The organism is Singulisphaera chitinilytica (assembly GCF_049331405.1).
Classification (GTDB): Bacteria; Planctomycetota; Planctomycetia; order Isosphaerales; family Isosphaeraceae; genus PoT.
The window spans coordinates 6,540,960-6,557,542 of record NZ_CP186274.1; the positions used below are offsets into that span (position 1 = coordinate 6,540,960).

The following is a 16,583-nucleotide window of genomic DNA, read 5'->3' on the forward strand; positions in this document are numbered from 1 at the left end:
ACTCCCCGAAACGCCTCCGGCCCGGTAGACTGGAGGAGCAACGGGTAGCCTCCAGCGCGGGGCTCGATCGAGAAAGGCCGCCAAGGCCGAGCCGGACACCGAAGCGAGACGCGATGTCAAGCACGACCAAGACGGTGGAACTGGGGGGAGTGACCCTCCACCTCAGCAGCCCCGATACGACCGAGCAAGGGTGGATCGGCCAGGACGAGATCTTGCGGCAACTCCTGGCCTGCTGGCTGGTGGTCGACCCGCGCGACCGTCCCCTCTCCCCCAGGCTCATCGGCCCCCCCGGGATCGGCAAGACGACCCTCGCCATGGCCGCCGCAGGGCTCCGCAAGCAGGCCCTCTATATCAATCAGTGCACGGCCGACACCCGGCCCGAAGACCTGATCGTGACCCCCGTGCTCGCCGAGAGCGGCAAGATCACGTATCACGCCTCGCCGCTCGTCTCGGCCATGCTCACGGGCTCCGTCTGCGTGCTCGACGAGGGCAACCGGATGAACGAGAAGTCGTGGGCGAGCCTCGCCCCCCTGCTCGACCATCGCCGCTACGTCGAGAGCGTCGTCGCCGGCGTCTCGATCCCCGCGCACCCCGACTTCCGCGTCTGCGTCACCATGAACGAGGACGAGTCGACCTACGAGGTCCCCGACTACATCCTATCGCGGCTCCAACCGACCCTGGCCCTCGGCTTCCCCGACCGCGACGACGAGATGGAGATCCTCAAGTACCACCTCCCGTTCGCCAAGGAAGAGCTCCTGGCGATCACGGTGGACTTCCTCCAGCAGGCCCACGCCCTCAAGCTCGACTTCTCCCCCCGCGACGGCATCAACCTGCTCCGGTTCGCCATCAAGCGAATGAGCCAGGACCCCGAGCACCCGCTCGGCCGCGACGAAGCCTGGCGCGAGGCCCTCTTCTGCGTCCTCGGCGAGGAAGCGGCCGACCTCGAAGATCTTGCCCGCCGCAAGCGACGCGCCATGGGCGGCCAGCACGCGCCGATGGGCCTCGGCGACCTCTTCTTCACCCACGGCGACCCGCTCCACCCCGACGCCGAAGATCTGGACGTTGACGACGAGGACGAAGAGGAAGACGACGACGATATCTGAGCGAGCCTCCCTCGAGTTGAGAGAGCCCCATCTCGCGTGAGCGAGCCTCGCGTCAACCGAGTCCGAACCCGGCAGAGCCCCCATGAGCAGCCAACCCCGCCCCACCGCCGACGACTTCCTGACGATCGGGCCCAGGATCCGGGTCCTGCCCATCATCCACGGCTCGGGGGATTTCGCGATCCGGGTCCGGGAGGAGCTGCTCTCTCGCCCGTACGACTGCCTGGCCGTCCCCCTGCCTCCGTCATTCCAGGATGACGTCGAGGAGGCGATCGAGCGGCTCCCCGAGATCTCGGTCGTGGCCCAGCTCGACGCCGACCCGGACGACATGACGCACGGCTTCAGCTACGTCCCCATCGACCCCTGCCAGGGGGTCATCGCCGGCCTCCGCGTGGCGATGGGCGAGCGGATGGCCCGCGAGTTCATCGACCTGGAAACGCCCAAATTCGAAGGGAACCTCGGCGTCTTCCCGGATCCGTACGCCCTCAAGAAGGTGAGCCCCGAAGGGTTCGCCGCGGCCGTGCTGCCCGCGATCCCGCCCCCCACTGAAGGGCAGCACGCCGACCGGATCGCCTGGATGGCCTCCCGGCTCAAGGAGATCGAGACGAAACATCGCTCGATCCTCCTCGTCTGCTCGCTCCTCGACTGGCCCTGGATCCGCGACGCCTACATGCGAGGGACGCAGGCCCCCGAGCCCGAGACCTTCTTCGCGCCGATCCTGTCCTTCAACGTCGAGCCGAGCACGCTCCTCTTCCTCCTCGGCGAACTGCCGTATCTCACCGGCCTCTATGAGCGGGGTCGGAGGGAGCTGACCCCCGACGACAACCTCTCCGTCGACGGCGTCAAGGAGATGGTGCTCCAGGCCCGGGACCGCCTGAAGAAGGACCTGCCGCGGGTCGCCAGGCGCGTGACGCCGCACCTGCTCTCGGTCTTCTTCCGTTACGTCCGCAACCTCTCCTTGATGGAGAGCCGACTCACCCCCGACCTGTACTCCTTGGTGATCGCGGCCAAGCAGACGGCCGGCGACGACTTCGCGCTGGCCATCGCAGAGACGGCGCGGACGTATCCCTACGCCGGGATCAACAAGGACAACCGGGAAAACGACCCCTTCGGGGAGCCGGATGCGCCCCTGCGCATGGGGCTAGATAAGGCGGACGTGCCCGGCTGGGGAACCGCCAGGATGGTGAGCCGGCTCTCGGGCCAGGCCATCTCCTGGCGCTCCTGCGAGTTGAAGCCGAGGCCCGCCGAGCGCGACAAGCAGACCTGGAAGCAGCGCTGGAATCCGCTCGGCATGTGCTCCTGGCCCCCCGAGGACGACCGCATCGAGAGCTTCCATCGCCACGTCCGCGACCAGGCCAAGGCCATGATCGGCGCCGACCTCGCCCGATCCGAGAAGTTCACCACCAGCGTGATGGACGGCATCGACATCCGCGAGACGTTGCGGAACTGGCACAAGGGGGACCTCTACGTGAAGGTCATCCCCCCGAGCCGGGGGACGATCGAGGTCGTCGTCTTCCTCTTCGACGTGCCGGCCGACCCCCGCCTCTACACGAACCGGGCCACCTGGTACGCCGAGCACTCCGAGGAGTCGACGCTCGCCTTCTACGCCACCGACCACATGAAGAACCTGATCGGCCCCGGCATCGCCCAGGCCGACTACGGCGGGGCCTTCTTCCTCTTCCCGCCCCGCTCGATCCCCGAGATCTGGACCGACCCCCGCCTCGACTTCGCCGACACGCTCGAGGAGCGCCTGCTGGCCGCCGCCTTCATGCACAGCAAGGAGCGGCACGTTGCTGTCGTGAGCCCCAAGGCCCCGGCCGCCTCCTGGCGACGGCTCGCCCGCCGGTTCGACCGCAAGATCGTCCACCTGCCGCTGCACCGGTTCGGTGGCCAGCTCGTCGAGCAGCTCCGTCGGTTCCACGTCCTCAACGGCCGCGTCGTCCGTTCGTATGCGTCCGACTTCATCCGCGACAGTTGATCAACCGCCCCGCCTCGCCCCGACCCGAGCAGGAGGAAACGCCCCGATGACCCCCTTCGCCACGCTCCTCCCCTTGGTCCTCCTGGCCCTCGACGCGCCGGCGGATCCCGCCCCTGCACCGGCTCCCGCACCCGAGGCCGAGGTCGTCCCCTTCGAGGCCCCCAAGTTCGGCGTGAAGGTCTCTCTGCCGAAGGAGTGGCCGATCGCCGTGCGCGAGGAAGAAGATCGGGTCTTCGTGGCGATGATCAAGCAGAAGGATCCCGACCGCCCCGGCGTCATCGCCTGCGAGCTTGGGCTCGCCCCCGAGAACCTCGACGAGTACCGGACGCGGATCGAGGGCAACGCCAAGCGTGGGAATCGACGGGGCGGGACGCTCACGAAGAACGAGGTCGTCAAAGGCCCCAAGGGAGAGCGGCTCGAGACGAGCTGGGAATTCCGCCCGCCCACGGGCGTCCTCTGGCACGAGCTGATCGTCCGCCTGATCGCCAACCGGCAGATGTACACATTCACGCTCAACGTCGATGACGACTCGTATCCGGTGGCCCGAACTCGTTTCGACGCCCTGATCGCCTCGGCCGAGTTCTCGGCGCCGAACACCGGCGCGGACCTCCTGACGAAGGCGAACAACCGCTGGGTCCAGCGCGAGTTCAAGTTCGCGCTCGACCTGCCTCAGGACTGGCAGCCGGTCCTCGCCCCCTCGGAGGTCGCCCTGCTCTTCGCCAACGCGCCCGCCACCGGGATCTGGTCCGACAACGTACTCGTGCTGGCAAACCCGCACCGGGAATTGGACCTGAAGGGCCTCGCCGAGAGCCTGCCCGACCAGCTCCGCAAGGTCGAGCCGAACTGCGAGGTCCTCGTGTGCGAGGTCGTCAAGCAGGGGAAGACCGAGGCCCTCGAGACTGTCGTCCGCACCCAGCGCGGGCCGTTCTCGATGACGATCCTCGAGCGTCGCTTCCGCGGCGAGCGCTTCGATTATGAGGTGAAATACACCATCGAGTCCAAGCGCTTCGATGAGCTGGCCCCCGCCTTGCGCAAGAGCCTCGATGGCTTCGAAGAGTTGCCCGGCACCGTCCCTGGCGCCGCGGGCAAGGCGGCCTGAGAGGGGGCCGCCCCGCTTCGGTCGATGATCAATCAATCGGCCAGGTCGATGTCGATCTGATTGTCGCCCGGGACGACCTTGCGCGTGATTGGGGTGGTCGTCGGATCGGAGTAGACCTTGGGCACGAGCATCTTGAACTTGGCGGCCGCGGGCTTGGGGGCCGGCGGGGCGTTCGGATCCGCGACCTTCGCGGCCTTCGCCGCCTTGGAGGCCTCGGCCTTGGTCGGCTTGGCCTCCTCGCTGCCGTCGATGGAGACGACGACGACCTTGTGCTCGCCGATGATTGCCCCTGCATCTGCCTCCGACTTCAGCTCGTAACTCCCGTCGGGCTGGATCGAGCCCGAGGCGGGCTGCATCACCCCGTCCTTGGGGGGCTCGACGGGGACGAACAGGACCGACCCCAGGGTGACGGGCTTGCCCTTGTACGTCACCTTGCCATGAACCTTCGCATGTTCATACTGGGATCCCGATCCGCAGCCGGCCACTCCCAATCCCGCCATGACCGCGACGACCAACGCTCGACGAGGGGAAAGCCTCGCCCACCGACTCCTGCTCATGAGAGTCTCGCCCCTGTCCAGAGAGATCTCGGCGGCACCCGGCCGCCTCGACCGATGTTGTCTGCTGATATTTTAGGGTGTTTGTTGAAAAGGGGCGGCCTCCGTCGCGAGGCCGCCCGGGGGGGGGCGAATTCGTGATTACAACGCGTCGGCCGAGAAGACCTCGCCGTTGGCGATGGTGCCCACCGCCCACCAGGTGAGGTAGTTGATCGAGTTCTTCACGAACTTGACCGAGCCGTCGGAGAAGAGGCAGTTCACGCCCCCCGGGTGGCGGCTGCTGGCGGTCAACAGGGCCCCATTCATGTCGGAGTTGTTCGTCACGCAGCTCCATGTGTTCGGGGTCATGATGTTGGTATAAATGCCACCGGTCCGGCCGAGGCCCAGGTGCCAGTAGCTCCCCATCGAGCTATCGGTGTTCGCCGGCGTCCCCGAGAGGGAGAGGTCCGCCAGGTTCGAGGCCGTGGGGGGGAGCGTCATGCACGAGAGGTAGTCGACCATCGGGCTCGCGTTCGGGTACCAGTTGCTCGTGTTCGAGACGCTCGAGGTCGGCTTCAGCGGATCGAGGCCCGAGTCGACCCCCTTGACCCGCTCGCTGAAGCAGACGGTGTTGCTCGTCCCGTCCTGGATGTCCCGGATGCCGATCTTGCCGCCGGCGCCCCCCTGCTGCCCCAGGTCGATGCCGACGCCGCGGAAGTTGTCGCCATACTTCATCGTGTATGCTTCCGACCCTGCACACATCGCGTAGTTGTTGTGACCCGTCCCGTTGGACAAGCGGTCGATGTCCGACGGGCAGATGAGTGCCGCGAGCTTGGTGTTGAAGACGGTCTGATTCTGCGGCGTGATCGGGATCGCGAAGCCCGTGGTGAAGTTCGTCGCGTTGAAGAGCGGCGTCTGCTCCAACTGGGAGAGCATCATCACCGGGGCCGACCAGTCGTTCCAGTTGTACCCGACGTGGGCGGGGGGGAGGCACTGGTTCGCGCTCTCGTAGTTCGCGACGGCCAGGCCGAGCTGCTTCAGATTGTTCACGCACTGGGCACGCCGGGCCGCCTCGCGGGCCGACTGCACTGCAGGGAGGAGTAATGCGATCAAGACTGCGATGATGGCGATGACCACGAGCAATTCGATCAGGGTGAAGGCACGATTCGCTTGGCGCATGAAGGCACTCCGGCGGCCCCGGGGGGGGGAGCCGATACTAGAAGGTTATTCGTCAGTCCCGTCCGTCAAAAAACCAATAGAAAATGCAGATGAATAGAAGTTCGCGATGCTGGACGAACTCGATGTCCTGGTCGTTCGCGAGGATCGGGGGCAATCAGCAAGATCCGACTCGGCGGTCCCGCCGAATCGGACGCATCCGTACGCTCGCCAACGACATGTCGTTGCGGATTTGCCCTGTCGTTCGACGAAATCGCCGCCAACGTTGGCATCATCAGACGTTTGAGACGATATATCGAGATGAACTAGATTCTAGGGATCTTTCGCGACGTAGCTTCCCAATCGGAGGCCAGACGACGCAGCCCTGATATGCCGTTTCATGGTCGCACTATGGAAACCAGACCCGTCTCTTTTGTATCTGGTGAATCAGATTGGTGTCAACTAGGTATTCTCTTAAATTAGCGAGTTTTTGAGCGAAAGTCGGGCCTCGGCCACCGGGATTTGATCAAATCATGGCGAGGACTCGAGATTGTTGGACAATCGTTCTCGCGGAAACTCGAGGATTGGCCTGCGTAGTTATCTGGATGTAGGAGTGTAAACGCCTTTCTCCATGAATCCGCGGTCGATATATCCGGAGAGTCGCTGACCCTTATCGGCGGGTTGTAAGTGCAATCGCATTTAGCAGGATGGGACGATCACCCCTCGCCCTCAATCGGGTATGGTTCATGACTCGAGATGACGGTAGCCGGTCGAATTATATAAAATCATAGGCTGCGATGTTTGTGCGTCCATGCATGTTTGATTAGGCGAATTGCCTCGATATGAAGTACTAATGTGTTAGTTGTGCGTTGGGTATATTGCGACCATGCATTGTTCGCTTGTTCGGTTGCGGCGAAACCGGTGGGATCCCTCTTGGAATTCGGGAACACGACGACACCTGGCTGGCTTTACTGTCATGAGATGATGATGGTCCAGGAGAGATTGACGTGGCTCCATTGCATGACGAGGCGGGATTGCGCGACCTCCGAACCCTGCTCTCCGCGGGGAACGTCGAGGGCTTGTCGGATCGACAGCTTCTGGAGCGTTATGTCTCGGGCTCGGGGGACGTCGCCGAACGTGCCTTCGCGAGCCTGGTGGAGCGTCACGGGCCGCTCGTCCTGCGGACCTGCCGCGGCGTGCTGGGCGAGGTCCACGAGGCCGAGGACGCGTTCCAGGCGACCTTCCTGATCCTCTCGCGTCGGGCCGGTTCCCTCTGGATTCGGGAGTCGCTGGGCCCCTGGCTGCATCGCGTCGCCACGAGGGTGGCCTTGCGCGCCAGGTCGAGGATGGAGCGTCGGCGCAAGGTCGAGCTGCGATCCATCGATCGGCCCTGGCGAGAGCCCGAGTCGCAGGGGACGGCCGATCGCGAGGTCGAGCTCGTCCTGCATCAGGAGCTCGATCGCCTGCCGGAATGCTATCGCGCGCCGATCCTGCTGTTCGACCTCGAAGGTTCCACGTATGAAGAGGTCGCCCGCCGTTTGTGCTGCCCCGTCGGCACGGTGAAGAGCCGGCTGGCTCGAGGACGCGAGCGCCTCAAGGCTCGCCTGCTCCGCCGAGGCCTGGCACCGGGGGCCATCGTCCCGGCCTCGCTCCTGGATGCCGGGGCACAGGTCGTCGTCCCCGGGTCGCTCGTCGGCCGGACCGTGGGGGCGGCCCTGAATTGGGGGAAGGCGGTGCCGGGAGGTTTCTCGCCACTCGTCGTCGAACTCGTCGAGGGGATGCTCGGGGGGATGTCTCTGGCTCGATTCAAGGTGCTGCTGATTGCACCAATCGCCCTCGCGACGCTCTGGGGAGGCCTCTCGCTCGGCCGCGATTCGGAGCCGCAACCGGCCACGCCTGGGGCTCAGAAGGCGAGGCCCGAGCCCGCGAAGCCGGCGGCTCCAACGCTCGAGGTCGCCAAGGCCCCGGCGGCCACGTGGTCATGGCGAAGCTTAGAGCCTTACGAGCCCCCCGATTACGCCCGGTTCTTCCCCGACGACTCCGAGGCCGGTAAGCGTCTCGACGCCCTGTGGAAGGCTCCCGACCGCGAGCAGAAGCCGGATGCCGAGATCCTCGCCACCACGCGACAGGGGTTGAGACGCACCCAGGTCCGCGCGGAAATCGTCCGCTGGATCGGTCAGAAGTATGTCTGGGGCAGGTCGCCCCAGAATCCTGACGCCGTCGAGATCATGTACCACGCCTCGGATTTCCTGGACGATGAACCGACCGAGCATGAGACCCGCGGGTGGGCCGTCTACTTCGGGCTCACCGTGGTTGAGCCCAAGCCGCCGGCAATCCTCCACGCCCTGGCCGACTTCTGCATGCGAGGCGACGACCCCAACGACCTCGGTCGGATCGGCTGGGGGACTAGCTCTCAGAACGCCGAGATCATGGCCTATTTGAAGCCGTATCTGGAGTCGGCTCAGCCTCGCACGAGGGAGAAGGGCCAGGACGTCGCCAGGATCCTCTCGGGGGAACTCGACGCGTTCGAGTGGGCCGCCGGGGAGCGGAAGCGTCGCGCCCGGGAGCACTTCGCCGGGCAGCTTCCCAGAATCAAGAAGGTGCTCGTTGATGGGAATTCGGCCGAGCGGACCGAGGCCCTCCGCCGGATCCAGGCCGAGTCGATCGCCCTGATCATGGACGCGTCGTTCGTCCCCGCGTTCGCCTCATGCGCCAGGGACGACGATCCCGGCGTGCGACGGCTGGTCGCCCAGGTCTTCCCCGGCCTGATCGCCGAGGCCGATGCGAAGACGAGCGAGGCCCTCGATCTCGTCGTCGCGCTCGCGAACGACAAGGTCCACGAGGTCCGCTACGACATGATCTATTATGGGGTTTCGTGGATGGGTGGGAAGCTCCGCGACGATGTCGTCGGCTCGCTCGTCGCCTTCGTGCTCTCGAACGGCTATCTGGACATGCAGGCCCGCATCGTCCAACGCCTCAAGGAGAATCAGGCCGCGGCGTTGCCGCTCGTCGAGAAAGCCTTGCAAGAGGGCAACCCCGCACAGATCAAGATCGTCCGGCAGGTCTTCCGCGACCTCACCGGCCAGGCACCCCCCGGCGAGGAGGGCCGCCCCGGCGCGAAGCGTGAGTATGAAGAGGCTTTGATTGATTTGCATGAGCACCTTGGCCGCGTCTATCCCAATTTCAGTCTCAAGGGGATCGACTGGGCGGCCGTGGGGCGGGAACTCATCCCGAGGGTCGCGATGGTCGGCGACGACCAGCAGTTTGGGCTGCTCGTGGAGGAGATGGTGGCTCGGCTCGAGGATACGCACGCCCAGGTCATCGAGGGCAAGGCCAGGCCCCCTGCCCCGAAGCTCCCCGAGTGGGATCCGGGGTTCGCCTGCCTGATCGACGCTCGCGGTCGGCCCGTCGTCTACTCGATCCTCCGAGGCTCCCCCGCCGAGAAGGCAGGGATTCGAGTCGGCATGGCGGTCGTCTCGGCGAATGAGGTCCCGGCCGAAACCTTATTGAATGAAGGAATGAGCCGATTAAAACGCTATTTTGGTTACTCGAGTGATCGATCCCTCAAATATGACGCCGTGCGGGGCCTCGTGCGGCAGGAGCCGTTTGGTTCGAAGGTTGCCCTCGTCCTGGAGGATCCTCGGGGGCAACGCGAGACCGTCGAGGTCGCCGCCGAGTGCGGGCCTCGCTACCTGCCCAGGATGCCTGTGCCGAGGAAAGGGGTCGACGACTCGGCCAACGTCTCGTGGGCCCGCCTGTCCGATGGGATCGGCTACCTCTACGTGAGGCGGATTCAGAATGGCCTCGAGGCTGCCCTCGAACTGGCCCTCAAGGGGCTCGGGGACATCCGAGGCCTGGTCATCGACGTACGCGGCAACAGCGGCGGGGGATTCGACGTGAGGACCGCGTTCCGGAACTTCGATCCGGCCGCCAAGGATGAATCGTCATTGACGCGCTACAAGGGGCCGATCGCCCTCCTTGTCGATGAGCGGACGACCAGCGCCGGCGAGGGCTGGGCCTCTTGGTTCATCGCCAGGAAGCGGGCCAGAGTGTTCGGCACCACTACGGCCGGGGCCTCGGCACGCAAGGAGGTGTACACGATGCGTCACGGCCTGTATCGGGTGGTCGTGCCCGTGAAGGCGTATGCAGGGTTCCTCGACCGCCCGATCGAGCGTCGAGGGCTCGAGCCCGACGTGCCGGTCGTATGCAACGCGGAGGATCTCGAGAAGGGCGTGGATACCGTCGTGACCGCCGCGGTTGACTGGTTGCGAAGCCCCCAGGAGGACAACCCCAACTCTCCCGCGAAGTGAGACCGCACGCATCACGCCGAACCTGGCTACCCGGCAAGGACTTACGGACGCGGGATTGACCACCCCGAGGCAAGACGGCGATAATGAATCCCGTCGGTCGCAGGCCCATGAGGGGGTGGGCGCTGCACAAGCCCCTGTGAGGGTGGAGAATAGGGTCGGTGATCACGCTCGAGAATTTTGCGGAGGTCGGCGCGCAGTTCCAGGGCGCTTACCTCGCCGTGGGTAACTTCGACGGCGTGCATCGCGGTCATTCGCACCTGATCGGGCGGCTCCGCAAGATGGCGGATGCGGCCGGGGCGATCGCGCTGACCCTGACGTTCGACCCGCACCCCGTCCAGCTCCTCAGGCCTGACCGCGCACCCGTGCCCCTCGTCTGGACCGAGCGTAAGGTGGCCCTGCTCAAGGAGGCGGGGGCCCACGAGGTCGGCGTCTTCCGCACGGGCCCCTGGCTCCTCGGCCTGACTGCGCGGGAGTTCTTCGAACGCGTGATCGTCGGCCAGTTCCGCGCCAGGGGGATGGTCGAAGGGCCGAACTTCGCCTTCGGGCGCGACCGAGGGGGCGACGCCAACCTCCTCGCCTCCTGGTGTCGCGACTCGGGGCTCGACTTCGAGATCGTCGAACCAACCGACATCGGCGGCCAACTCATCTCATCGACCCGGATCCGCCAGTGTCTCAGCGACGGACTGGCCGAGGAGGCGGCGCGGCTGCTCGGCCGTCCCCATCGGATCCGAGGGATCGTGACCCACGGCGCAGGCCGAGGCGCGGGGCTTGGGTTCCCGACCGCGAACCTGGATGAGGTCGACACCCTGATCCCGGCCGACGGCGTCTATGCCGCTCGGGCCTACATCGAGGGCGAAGGGCCCGGCATCGCGACGGCCTGCCACGTCGGGCCGAACGTGACTTTCGGAGAGCAGATCCGCAAGGTCGAGGCCCACCTGCTCGACTTCGACGGGGACCTCTACGGCCGCAACGTCGAGCTCGAATTCCTCACGAGGCTCCGGACCTCTCGCCCGTTCGCCAGCCTCGACGACCTGCTCGATCAGATCCGGTTCGACGTCGAGCAGACGCGGGCCCTCTGCGCACGCTGAGGGACGCGGGGCCGCATTCGCCGTGGATCTCGGCGGAGGACGACCCCGGCGATCGTCGGCTCAGGTCGAGGACTCGAGCCCCTGGAGTTCATCCGTGGTGCCGATCTCGGCGATGCCCGGTCGTTTCCCGAGCAGGCCGAAGAGGTTGCTCTCGATGTTGGCGCAGATGCCGTCCAGCGGCAGGTGGCCGATGTTCTGGGGGCCGAACGGATTCTGCAACTCCGCGCCGATGTCGTCGAGCGACAGGATCGGGTAGGCGATGAGGATGGTCACGATCGGCGTCAGCCAGCCGATCTTGTCCAGGAGCGCGAATGGCAGGGATGCGAGGAAGAGGAAGATGAAGCGGCGGATGTTGATGGCGTAGGCTCGCGGCAGGGGTGTCTTGAGGATCCGCTCGCAGGCGCCGTAGTGGTCGACGAGCAGGCCGCGGGCCATCTCGCTCTGGAGGAAGGCGAGCCGATCGATGGTCGGCCTGTCGAGGGCCTCGCGGAAGATCTCGGCGAGCCGGAGGGCGACGTAGCTCGGCATGTGCTCGGCGCCGGCGACGATGGCCGTCTGCTCATCGCCGAGGACGGCCTTCACGCGGGGCATGTTCCGTTCCCCGCGCAGACTATGGCGGATGACGTGGGGGAAGGCCGCGGCCCACCTCACGACCCGTTCGCGCCAGTCGGGATCCTCGGGGCCGTAGGCGAGGGCGCTGATGACGAGGTTGCGCGACTGGTTGACGATCGCTCCCCAGAGCTTGCGGCCTTCCCACCAGCGGTCGTAGCCGGCGTTGGTCCGGAGCACCAGGAGGGCACCGAGGGCCGCACCGGCCACTTCATAGGGGGCGACCTCGATCCCGAGCGTGATGTGGACACTGAGCTCATTGATCGCGGTCACGATCAGGGCGATCATGCCGAAGGTCAGGACCCGGCGCGAGACCCGGCCCGTCACCGAGCCCCTGATGGCGAACGCGTCGGTCCAGAATTTCCGCGAACCGTCTTCACGCGAGATGTCAGCGACTTGGGCGCTCAAAACTTCAGCACTCCGTCTCGTGGTAGGAAGTCGTCAAGCATCGCGGCAAGCTCCTGGGAGTTGGGGATCTCCTTGAATCGGAGCACGGGACCCGACAACTCCTTGATCTCCTCCTCGTCGACCTTGAGGCGGTCGGAGATCGCCAGGATGTAACGCTTCGGGCCGTGCTTGGGCAGGAGCCGGAGCAAGCGCTCGAGGCTGGTCCTCTTCCAGAACCCGACGACCTCGACGAGGACGTCGATCCCGCTCGCGCGATGCACGAAACGATAATCGGGAACCCAGACGCCTTCGCGACCAAGTTCAATCACTTCCGTCGATTCGGTCACGTCCCAGCCGGGGGCCACCTGCCGGAACCGGTCCAGGAAAGCGTTCACCTCGGGAGGAGTATACACACCGGTGTCGGCCAGGTGGGAGACGAGGCCATCGCTCGACTCCAGGTGGAAACTCCTCGGCTCTCGCTTCGGGCCCCAACGCAGCTCGGCGTCGAGGATGAAGTCGGAGCAGAGCAAGAGCGTCGGCAGGAAGAGGGCCATCTGGAGCCCGTACTTGTTCGTGGCGCTGAAGAGGCTGAGCGGGCCGTCGATCTGCAGCGTGTACCCGTCGCGCATGCTCCCCTCGACCTTGTAGAGCAGGCGGTGGAATTTGAGCTGGCGGAAGAGCTGGCGATATCGGGCCGGCTTCTCGTTGCGAAGCTGCACCGTGATGTGGACCGAGCGCAGCAGGACGGACTGGGCCAGGGCCACATTGTAGCGGTCGACCAGGCGCTGGGCCGAGAGGTCCTCGAACGAGAGCATCCGGTTCTCGTCCTTGAGGTCGGCGAAGAGCGCCGCCACGACCTGATCGGCCGAGACCCCGAACTCGGCGGCGACGGTGCCGAGCACCTTGTCTCTCTCGAAGTGCTCGCGGAGGCCGAACCCCTGGCCCTTCAACGTTTGACGGTACTCGGCGGCCGCCGAAAAGACTTTCTCGCGGAGGACTTCGGGCGCGATGTCCGACACGACGGCGAACTCGGTCCGATCTTCGAGGACCTTGGCCAGGCCGCGATGGGCGAGCGTGGCGATGCCTTCTCCCAGGAGCTCGTTGATCTCCGCCTCGACCTCCCCGCGGGTCATCCCGACCCCTTCCCGGAAGATCATGAGGAGGCTCTCCGCCACCTCGAGCCATTGCGGGAGCTCGCGCTGGGGGAGATAGAGGGGCATGATCCGCCCCTTGGAGTTCGTCTTCACGCGCACTAGGTTGCCGGTCAGCATGGTCACTCGGAAGGATCGGCGCGGCGGCTCGGCATTCGTCCGTCTCGGCGATCGTGAAATGCCACGATCACGATTCGGCGAACATACATTTCGAAAACGTGTTCCAGGGTTATTCTAGCGGATCTTCGGAAGGATTATCGAAGAGATCCCAGCGGCACCCTGTCAAGACGCCATGATCTTCTTCAAGATCAGCATCAGTAACGAGATATGGCAAGAAGCACCGGCAACAAGATGTGAGTGGAGCCAGTCCTGCGGCTCGCGAGCACGCCGGGTCGAGGGGAACGGGCGTGAAATGACCGTCGAGGCGAGCCTCTTTTCTCGGCCGAGGCATTCAAGAGGTCCTGATTTTCAGTGATCCCGATCGATTCTTCCGCGATCGAATGGTCGAGTGCTCAGGAGAGTCGCCACCAGCGTTTCCGGGGGCTTCGATTCTCATCCGTGAGTCGAAAGTTGATGATCCGAAGCGTGGCAGCATAGCGATTCGACGGCTTTTCGGACATCAACGTGTCGGTTTGGCGAACAGGAACCGGCAACGTCGTCCGTTCCAACTTCCCTTTGTCGGCGTGACTCATCGTGTCTCGCAGTAGAAGAGGCAGAGCGGCAGAGGGTTGGATGACAAGTGCGAGTCGAAGGATGGCTTGTCGCGATCGGCCTCGATGACGTCCCGGGTGGACTAGCTATGTCCATACGCGCTGTGCTGTCGGCGACGGTTCGAGGTGAACTCCTCGACGGTCCCTCGACTCACCACCTCATAAAGGTGGGCCTCCTTGTCACCCGACTTGCGGAGGATGCGTCCCAATCGTTGAACGTGCTCGCGCACCGACCCCGACCCGGAGAGGATGATCGCCACGTTCGCTTCGGGGACGTTGACCCCTTCGTTGAGGACTCTGGACGTTGCGACGATCGGGTATGACCCCGAATTGAACCGCTGCAAGATCTCCCGACGCTCCTTGGTGCTCGTCTGATGGGTGATGACGGGGACCAGGAATTGTCGGGCGATCCGGTAAACTGTGGCGTTGTCGTGGGTGAAAATCAAGACGCGATCCCCGTTATGACGCTCGAGCAGGCGGCCGAGCAGGCTCAGCTTCGCGGGGGCGGCCAGCGCGAGCTCGCGCTGGCGTCGATGGGCGAGGAACGCCTGGCGTCCTTCCGGCGACCGATGCGCCTGGATCAGGAACTGCCGCCAGGCGTTGGGACGCCTCATGTCGATCCCCTGGTTCTGCAGGAACGTCCGATACAACTCGCGTGCCGACTCGTATTCGTTGCGCTGTTGTTCGGTGAGGTCGACGTGGACCGTCTCGACCCGATACTCGGCGAGGAACTCGCCCCGGAGCTGGGTGATCTCCCGGCGATAGACGATCGGCCCGATCAGGTAGTCGAGCTGCGTGTGGGCGTTGTCCGAGCGTTCGGGAGTGGCCGTCAGGCCGAGCCGGAAAGGGGCGATCGACTCGATGGCCGCCATCCCGTAGGTCGGACCCGGCAGGTGGTGGCACTCGTCGAAGACGAGCAGGCCGAACTTGTTGCCGAGCCTGGCCATGTTCTGGTAGGCCGAGTCGTAGGTGGTCACCGTCAGCGGCTCGAGGTCGTAATAGCCGCCACCCAGCAGGCCGACCTCGGTCTCGAAGGCGAGGCTGAGCTCGTCGTACCACTGGTTCATCAGGTCGATCGTGGGCGTGACCACCAGGGTCGGTCGCCCCGCCTTGGCGATCGCGAGGTTGGCGAGGTGCGTCTTGCCCGTCCCGGTCGGCAGGACGACCACACCCCTCCTCCCCGCGGCGCCCCAGGCTTCCAACCCCTCGAGCTGATGCGGGAAGGCCTGCTTCTCGATTCGGAGGCGCCAGGGCTTGGCCTCATAGGAGCGGGCCTGGTCCGAATAGGGGATCTTGCGCTCGATGAGGGCCTCGACGATGCCTCGATACGAGATCGCCGGGGCGCGGAAGGCCTGGATCCGGCGGTCGAACTCGACGCCGGGGAGTCCCCAGGTATCCCCCTCGGGCAGCCCCTCGATCAGGAGGCTCCCTTCCTCGTAGCCGATCCGGATCTTGCGCGAGTCGTCCTGGACGGGTGCGGTAACGTCGGCCTGGCTCATGGACGGTCGACCCCCGCCTCGCCCTGCCCGTTCGTCCGGAACGACCCGGCTGCCGAGGTCTGACGCACGAACCTGGGGCCTTGCGGCGATCTGAGGGGTGGGATGTCCATCGACAGGTTCCTTTCCGACGACTGGATGACCCCTCGATTCCCTGCCGCGAGGCTGCCGGTCGCCCCGATCGGGAGGTCGCTTGCGCGTTTCGGTGTACTCCAGTTTACACGATGGCGGGGCGAGACTCCACGCGGGATGGTCGGGCCCGCCGAGGAATCTCCGAAGGCTCGAGTCTCAGACCTTGAGGGAGGCTCGCTCCTCGCGGGTCAGTTCGGTCCAGGCGCCGGGGGCGAGGTCGCCCAGTTCGACCGGGCCCATCGCCACGCGGACGAGCCGTAAGGTCGGGAAGCCGACGGCCGCGGTCATGCGACGGACCTGACGATTGCGGCCTTCGCGGATTTCGAGCCGAATCCAGGCGGTCGGGACGTTCTTGCGGAACCGGATCGGGACGGGCCGCTCCGGCAATCCGGGATCCTCGTCCAGGAGCTCGGCTCGAGCTGGCCGGGTCCGGCCATCCTTGAGGGTGACGCCTCGTCGGAGGGCCTCGAGGGCCGGCTCGTCGGGGATCCGCTCGACCTGCACGAGGTATGTCTTGGGGTGCTCGAAGCGAGGGTCGGTGAGCCGGTGGGCCAGCCTGCCGTCGTCGGTCAGGAGCAAGAGCCCTTCGCTGTCGCGGTCGAGCCGCCCGACCGAGTAGACCCCCGGCAGCGGGATGTAGTCCTTGAGCGTCGCCCGGCCGGCCTCATCCGTGAACTGGGTCAGAACGTCGAAGGGCTTGAAGAACTTCAGGTATTTCATCAAAGCATCGGAACGGGTTGTCTGAGTCAGGATCCGGGCCGTCGGGGTCGCCTGGGCCATCTCATCCGGGGACCCCGACTCGCCCGGTCAAGGGTATCCGATTCGGCGGGGCCGT

At 65.5% G+C, this 16,583-nt stretch carries 11 protein-coding genes; 5 read left to right on the plus strand and 6 right to left on the minus strand.

Features of this window, described 5'->3' with window-relative positions:
• The first annotated feature begins 113 nt into the window (after positions 1-113).
• The 3 genes from ACOYYX_RS25845 to ACOYYX_RS25855 all read left to right on the plus strand — a co-directional run bounded on the left by ACOYYX_RS25845 (position 114) and on the right by ACOYYX_RS25855 (position 4,177).
• Positions 114-1,103 (plus strand): AAA family ATPase, encoded by a 990-nt coding sequence (locus tag ACOYYX_RS25845; protein ID WP_422925051.1) that lies wholly within the window; start codon positions 114-116, stop codon positions 1,101-1,103.
• An 82-nt stretch (positions 1,104-1,185) separates the two neighbouring features.
• On the plus strand, positions 1,186-3,078 hold the full coding sequence (locus ACOYYX_RS25850) for a hypothetical protein (RefSeq protein ID WP_422925053.1): 1,893 nt from the start codon (positions 1,186-1,188) through the stop codon (positions 3,076-3,078).
• 46 nt (positions 3,079-3,124) lie between these two features.
• A complete protein-coding gene (locus tag ACOYYX_RS25855; RefSeq protein ID WP_422925055.1) occupies positions 3,125-4,177 on the plus strand; it encodes a hypothetical protein in 1,053 nt (350 codons plus the stop codon).
• Between the two features lie 32 nt (positions 4,178-4,209).
• On the opposite strand, the gene ACOYYX_RS25860 is transcribed toward ACOYYX_RS25855, so the two are convergent.
• The gene (locus tag ACOYYX_RS25860; protein WP_422925056.1) at positions 4,210-4,734 is read right to left on the minus strand and encodes a hypothetical protein; all 525 of its coding nucleotides are present in this window, start codon (positions 4,732-4,734) and stop codon (positions 4,210-4,212) included.
• Positions 4,735-4,872: 138 nt separating this feature from the next.
• Positions 4,873-5,889 carry a DUF1559 domain-containing protein gene (locus tag ACOYYX_RS25865; RefSeq protein WP_422925057.1) on the minus strand — a complete coding sequence of 339 codons (1,017 nt, stop codon included), beginning with the start codon at positions 5,887-5,889 and terminating at the stop codon, positions 4,873-4,875.
• Between the two features lie 983 nt (positions 5,890-6,872).
• Between ACOYYX_RS25865 and ACOYYX_RS25870 the strand changes: the two genes are divergently transcribed.
• The gene (locus ACOYYX_RS25870) at positions 6,873-10,175 is read left to right on the plus strand and encodes a sigma-70 family RNA polymerase sigma factor (protein ID WP_422925059.1); all 3,303 of its coding nucleotides are present in this window, start codon (positions 6,873-6,875) and stop codon (positions 10,173-10,175) included.
• 158 nt (positions 10,176-10,333) lie between these two features.
• Complete coding sequence (gene ribF, locus ACOYYX_RS25875) at positions 10,334-11,263, plus strand: riboflavin biosynthesis protein RibF (RefSeq protein WP_422925061.1); 930 nt, start codon at positions 10,334-10,336, stop codon at positions 11,261-11,263.
• 60 nt (positions 11,264-11,323) lie between these two features.
• Here ribF and ACOYYX_RS25880 read toward each other — a convergent pair whose 3' ends face one another.
• The 4 genes from ACOYYX_RS25880 to ACOYYX_RS25895 all read right to left on the minus strand — a co-directional run bounded on the left by ACOYYX_RS25880 (position 11,324) and on the right by ACOYYX_RS25895 (position 16,468).
• A complete protein-coding gene (locus ACOYYX_RS25880) occupies positions 11,324-12,280 on the minus strand; it encodes a bestrophin family protein (RefSeq protein WP_422925063.1) in 957 nt (318 codons plus the stop codon).
• Positions 12,277-13,530 carry a DUF790 family protein gene (locus tag ACOYYX_RS25885; protein WP_422931664.1) on the minus strand — a complete coding sequence of 418 codons (1,254 nt, stop codon included), beginning with the start codon at positions 13,528-13,530 and terminating at the stop codon, positions 12,277-12,279. The genes ACOYYX_RS25880 and ACOYYX_RS25885 overlap by 4 nt, the downstream gene beginning before the upstream one ends.
• 673 nt (positions 13,531-14,203) lie before the next feature.
• Positions 14,204-15,619, minus strand: coding sequence for a DEAD/DEAH box helicase (locus tag ACOYYX_RS25890; protein ID WP_422925065.1), 1,416 nt, complete (start codon positions 15,617-15,619; stop codon positions 14,204-14,206).
• A gap of 285 nt (positions 15,620-15,904) precedes the next feature.
• On the minus strand, positions 15,905-16,468 hold the full coding sequence (locus ACOYYX_RS25895) for a pseudouridine synthase (protein WP_422925066.1): 564 nt from the start codon (positions 16,466-16,468) through the stop codon (positions 15,905-15,907).
• Between the last annotated feature and the right edge of the window lie 115 nt (positions 16,469-16,583).

Bases quoted from the DNA above. Each gene is read 5' to 3' on its own strand.
- ACOYYX_RS25850 (WP_422925053.1), top strand. From the start codon at position 1,186: ATGAGCAGCCAACCCCGCCCCACCGCCGACGACTTCCTGACGATCGGG.
- ACOYYX_RS25890 (WP_422925065.1), bottom strand. From the start codon at position 15,619: ATGAGCCAGGCCGACGTTACCGCACCCGTCCAGGACGACTCGCGCAAG.
- ACOYYX_RS25895 (WP_422925066.1), bottom strand. From the start codon at position 16,468: ATGAAATACCTGAAGTTCTTCAAGCCCTTCGACGTTCTGACCCAGTTC.
- ACOYYX_RS25855 (WP_422925055.1), top strand. From the start codon at position 3,125: ATGACCCCCTTCGCCACGCTCCTCCCCTTGGTCCTCCTGGCCCTCGAC.
- ACOYYX_RS25885 (WP_422931664.1), bottom strand. From the start codon at position 13,530: ATGCTGACCGGCAACCTAGTGCGCGTGAAGACGAACTCCAAGGGGCGG.
- ACOYYX_RS25845 (WP_422925051.1), top strand. From the start codon at position 114: ATGTCAAGCACGACCAAGACGGTGGAACTGGGGGGAGTGACCCTCCAC.
- ACOYYX_RS25865 (WP_422925057.1), bottom strand. From the start codon at position 5,889: ATGCGCCAAGCGAATCGTGCCTTCACCCTGATCGAATTGCTCGTGGTC.
- ACOYYX_RS25860 (WP_422925056.1), bottom strand. From the start codon at position 4,734: ATGAGCAGGAGTCGGTGGGCGAGGCTTTCCCCTCGTCGAGCGTTGGTC.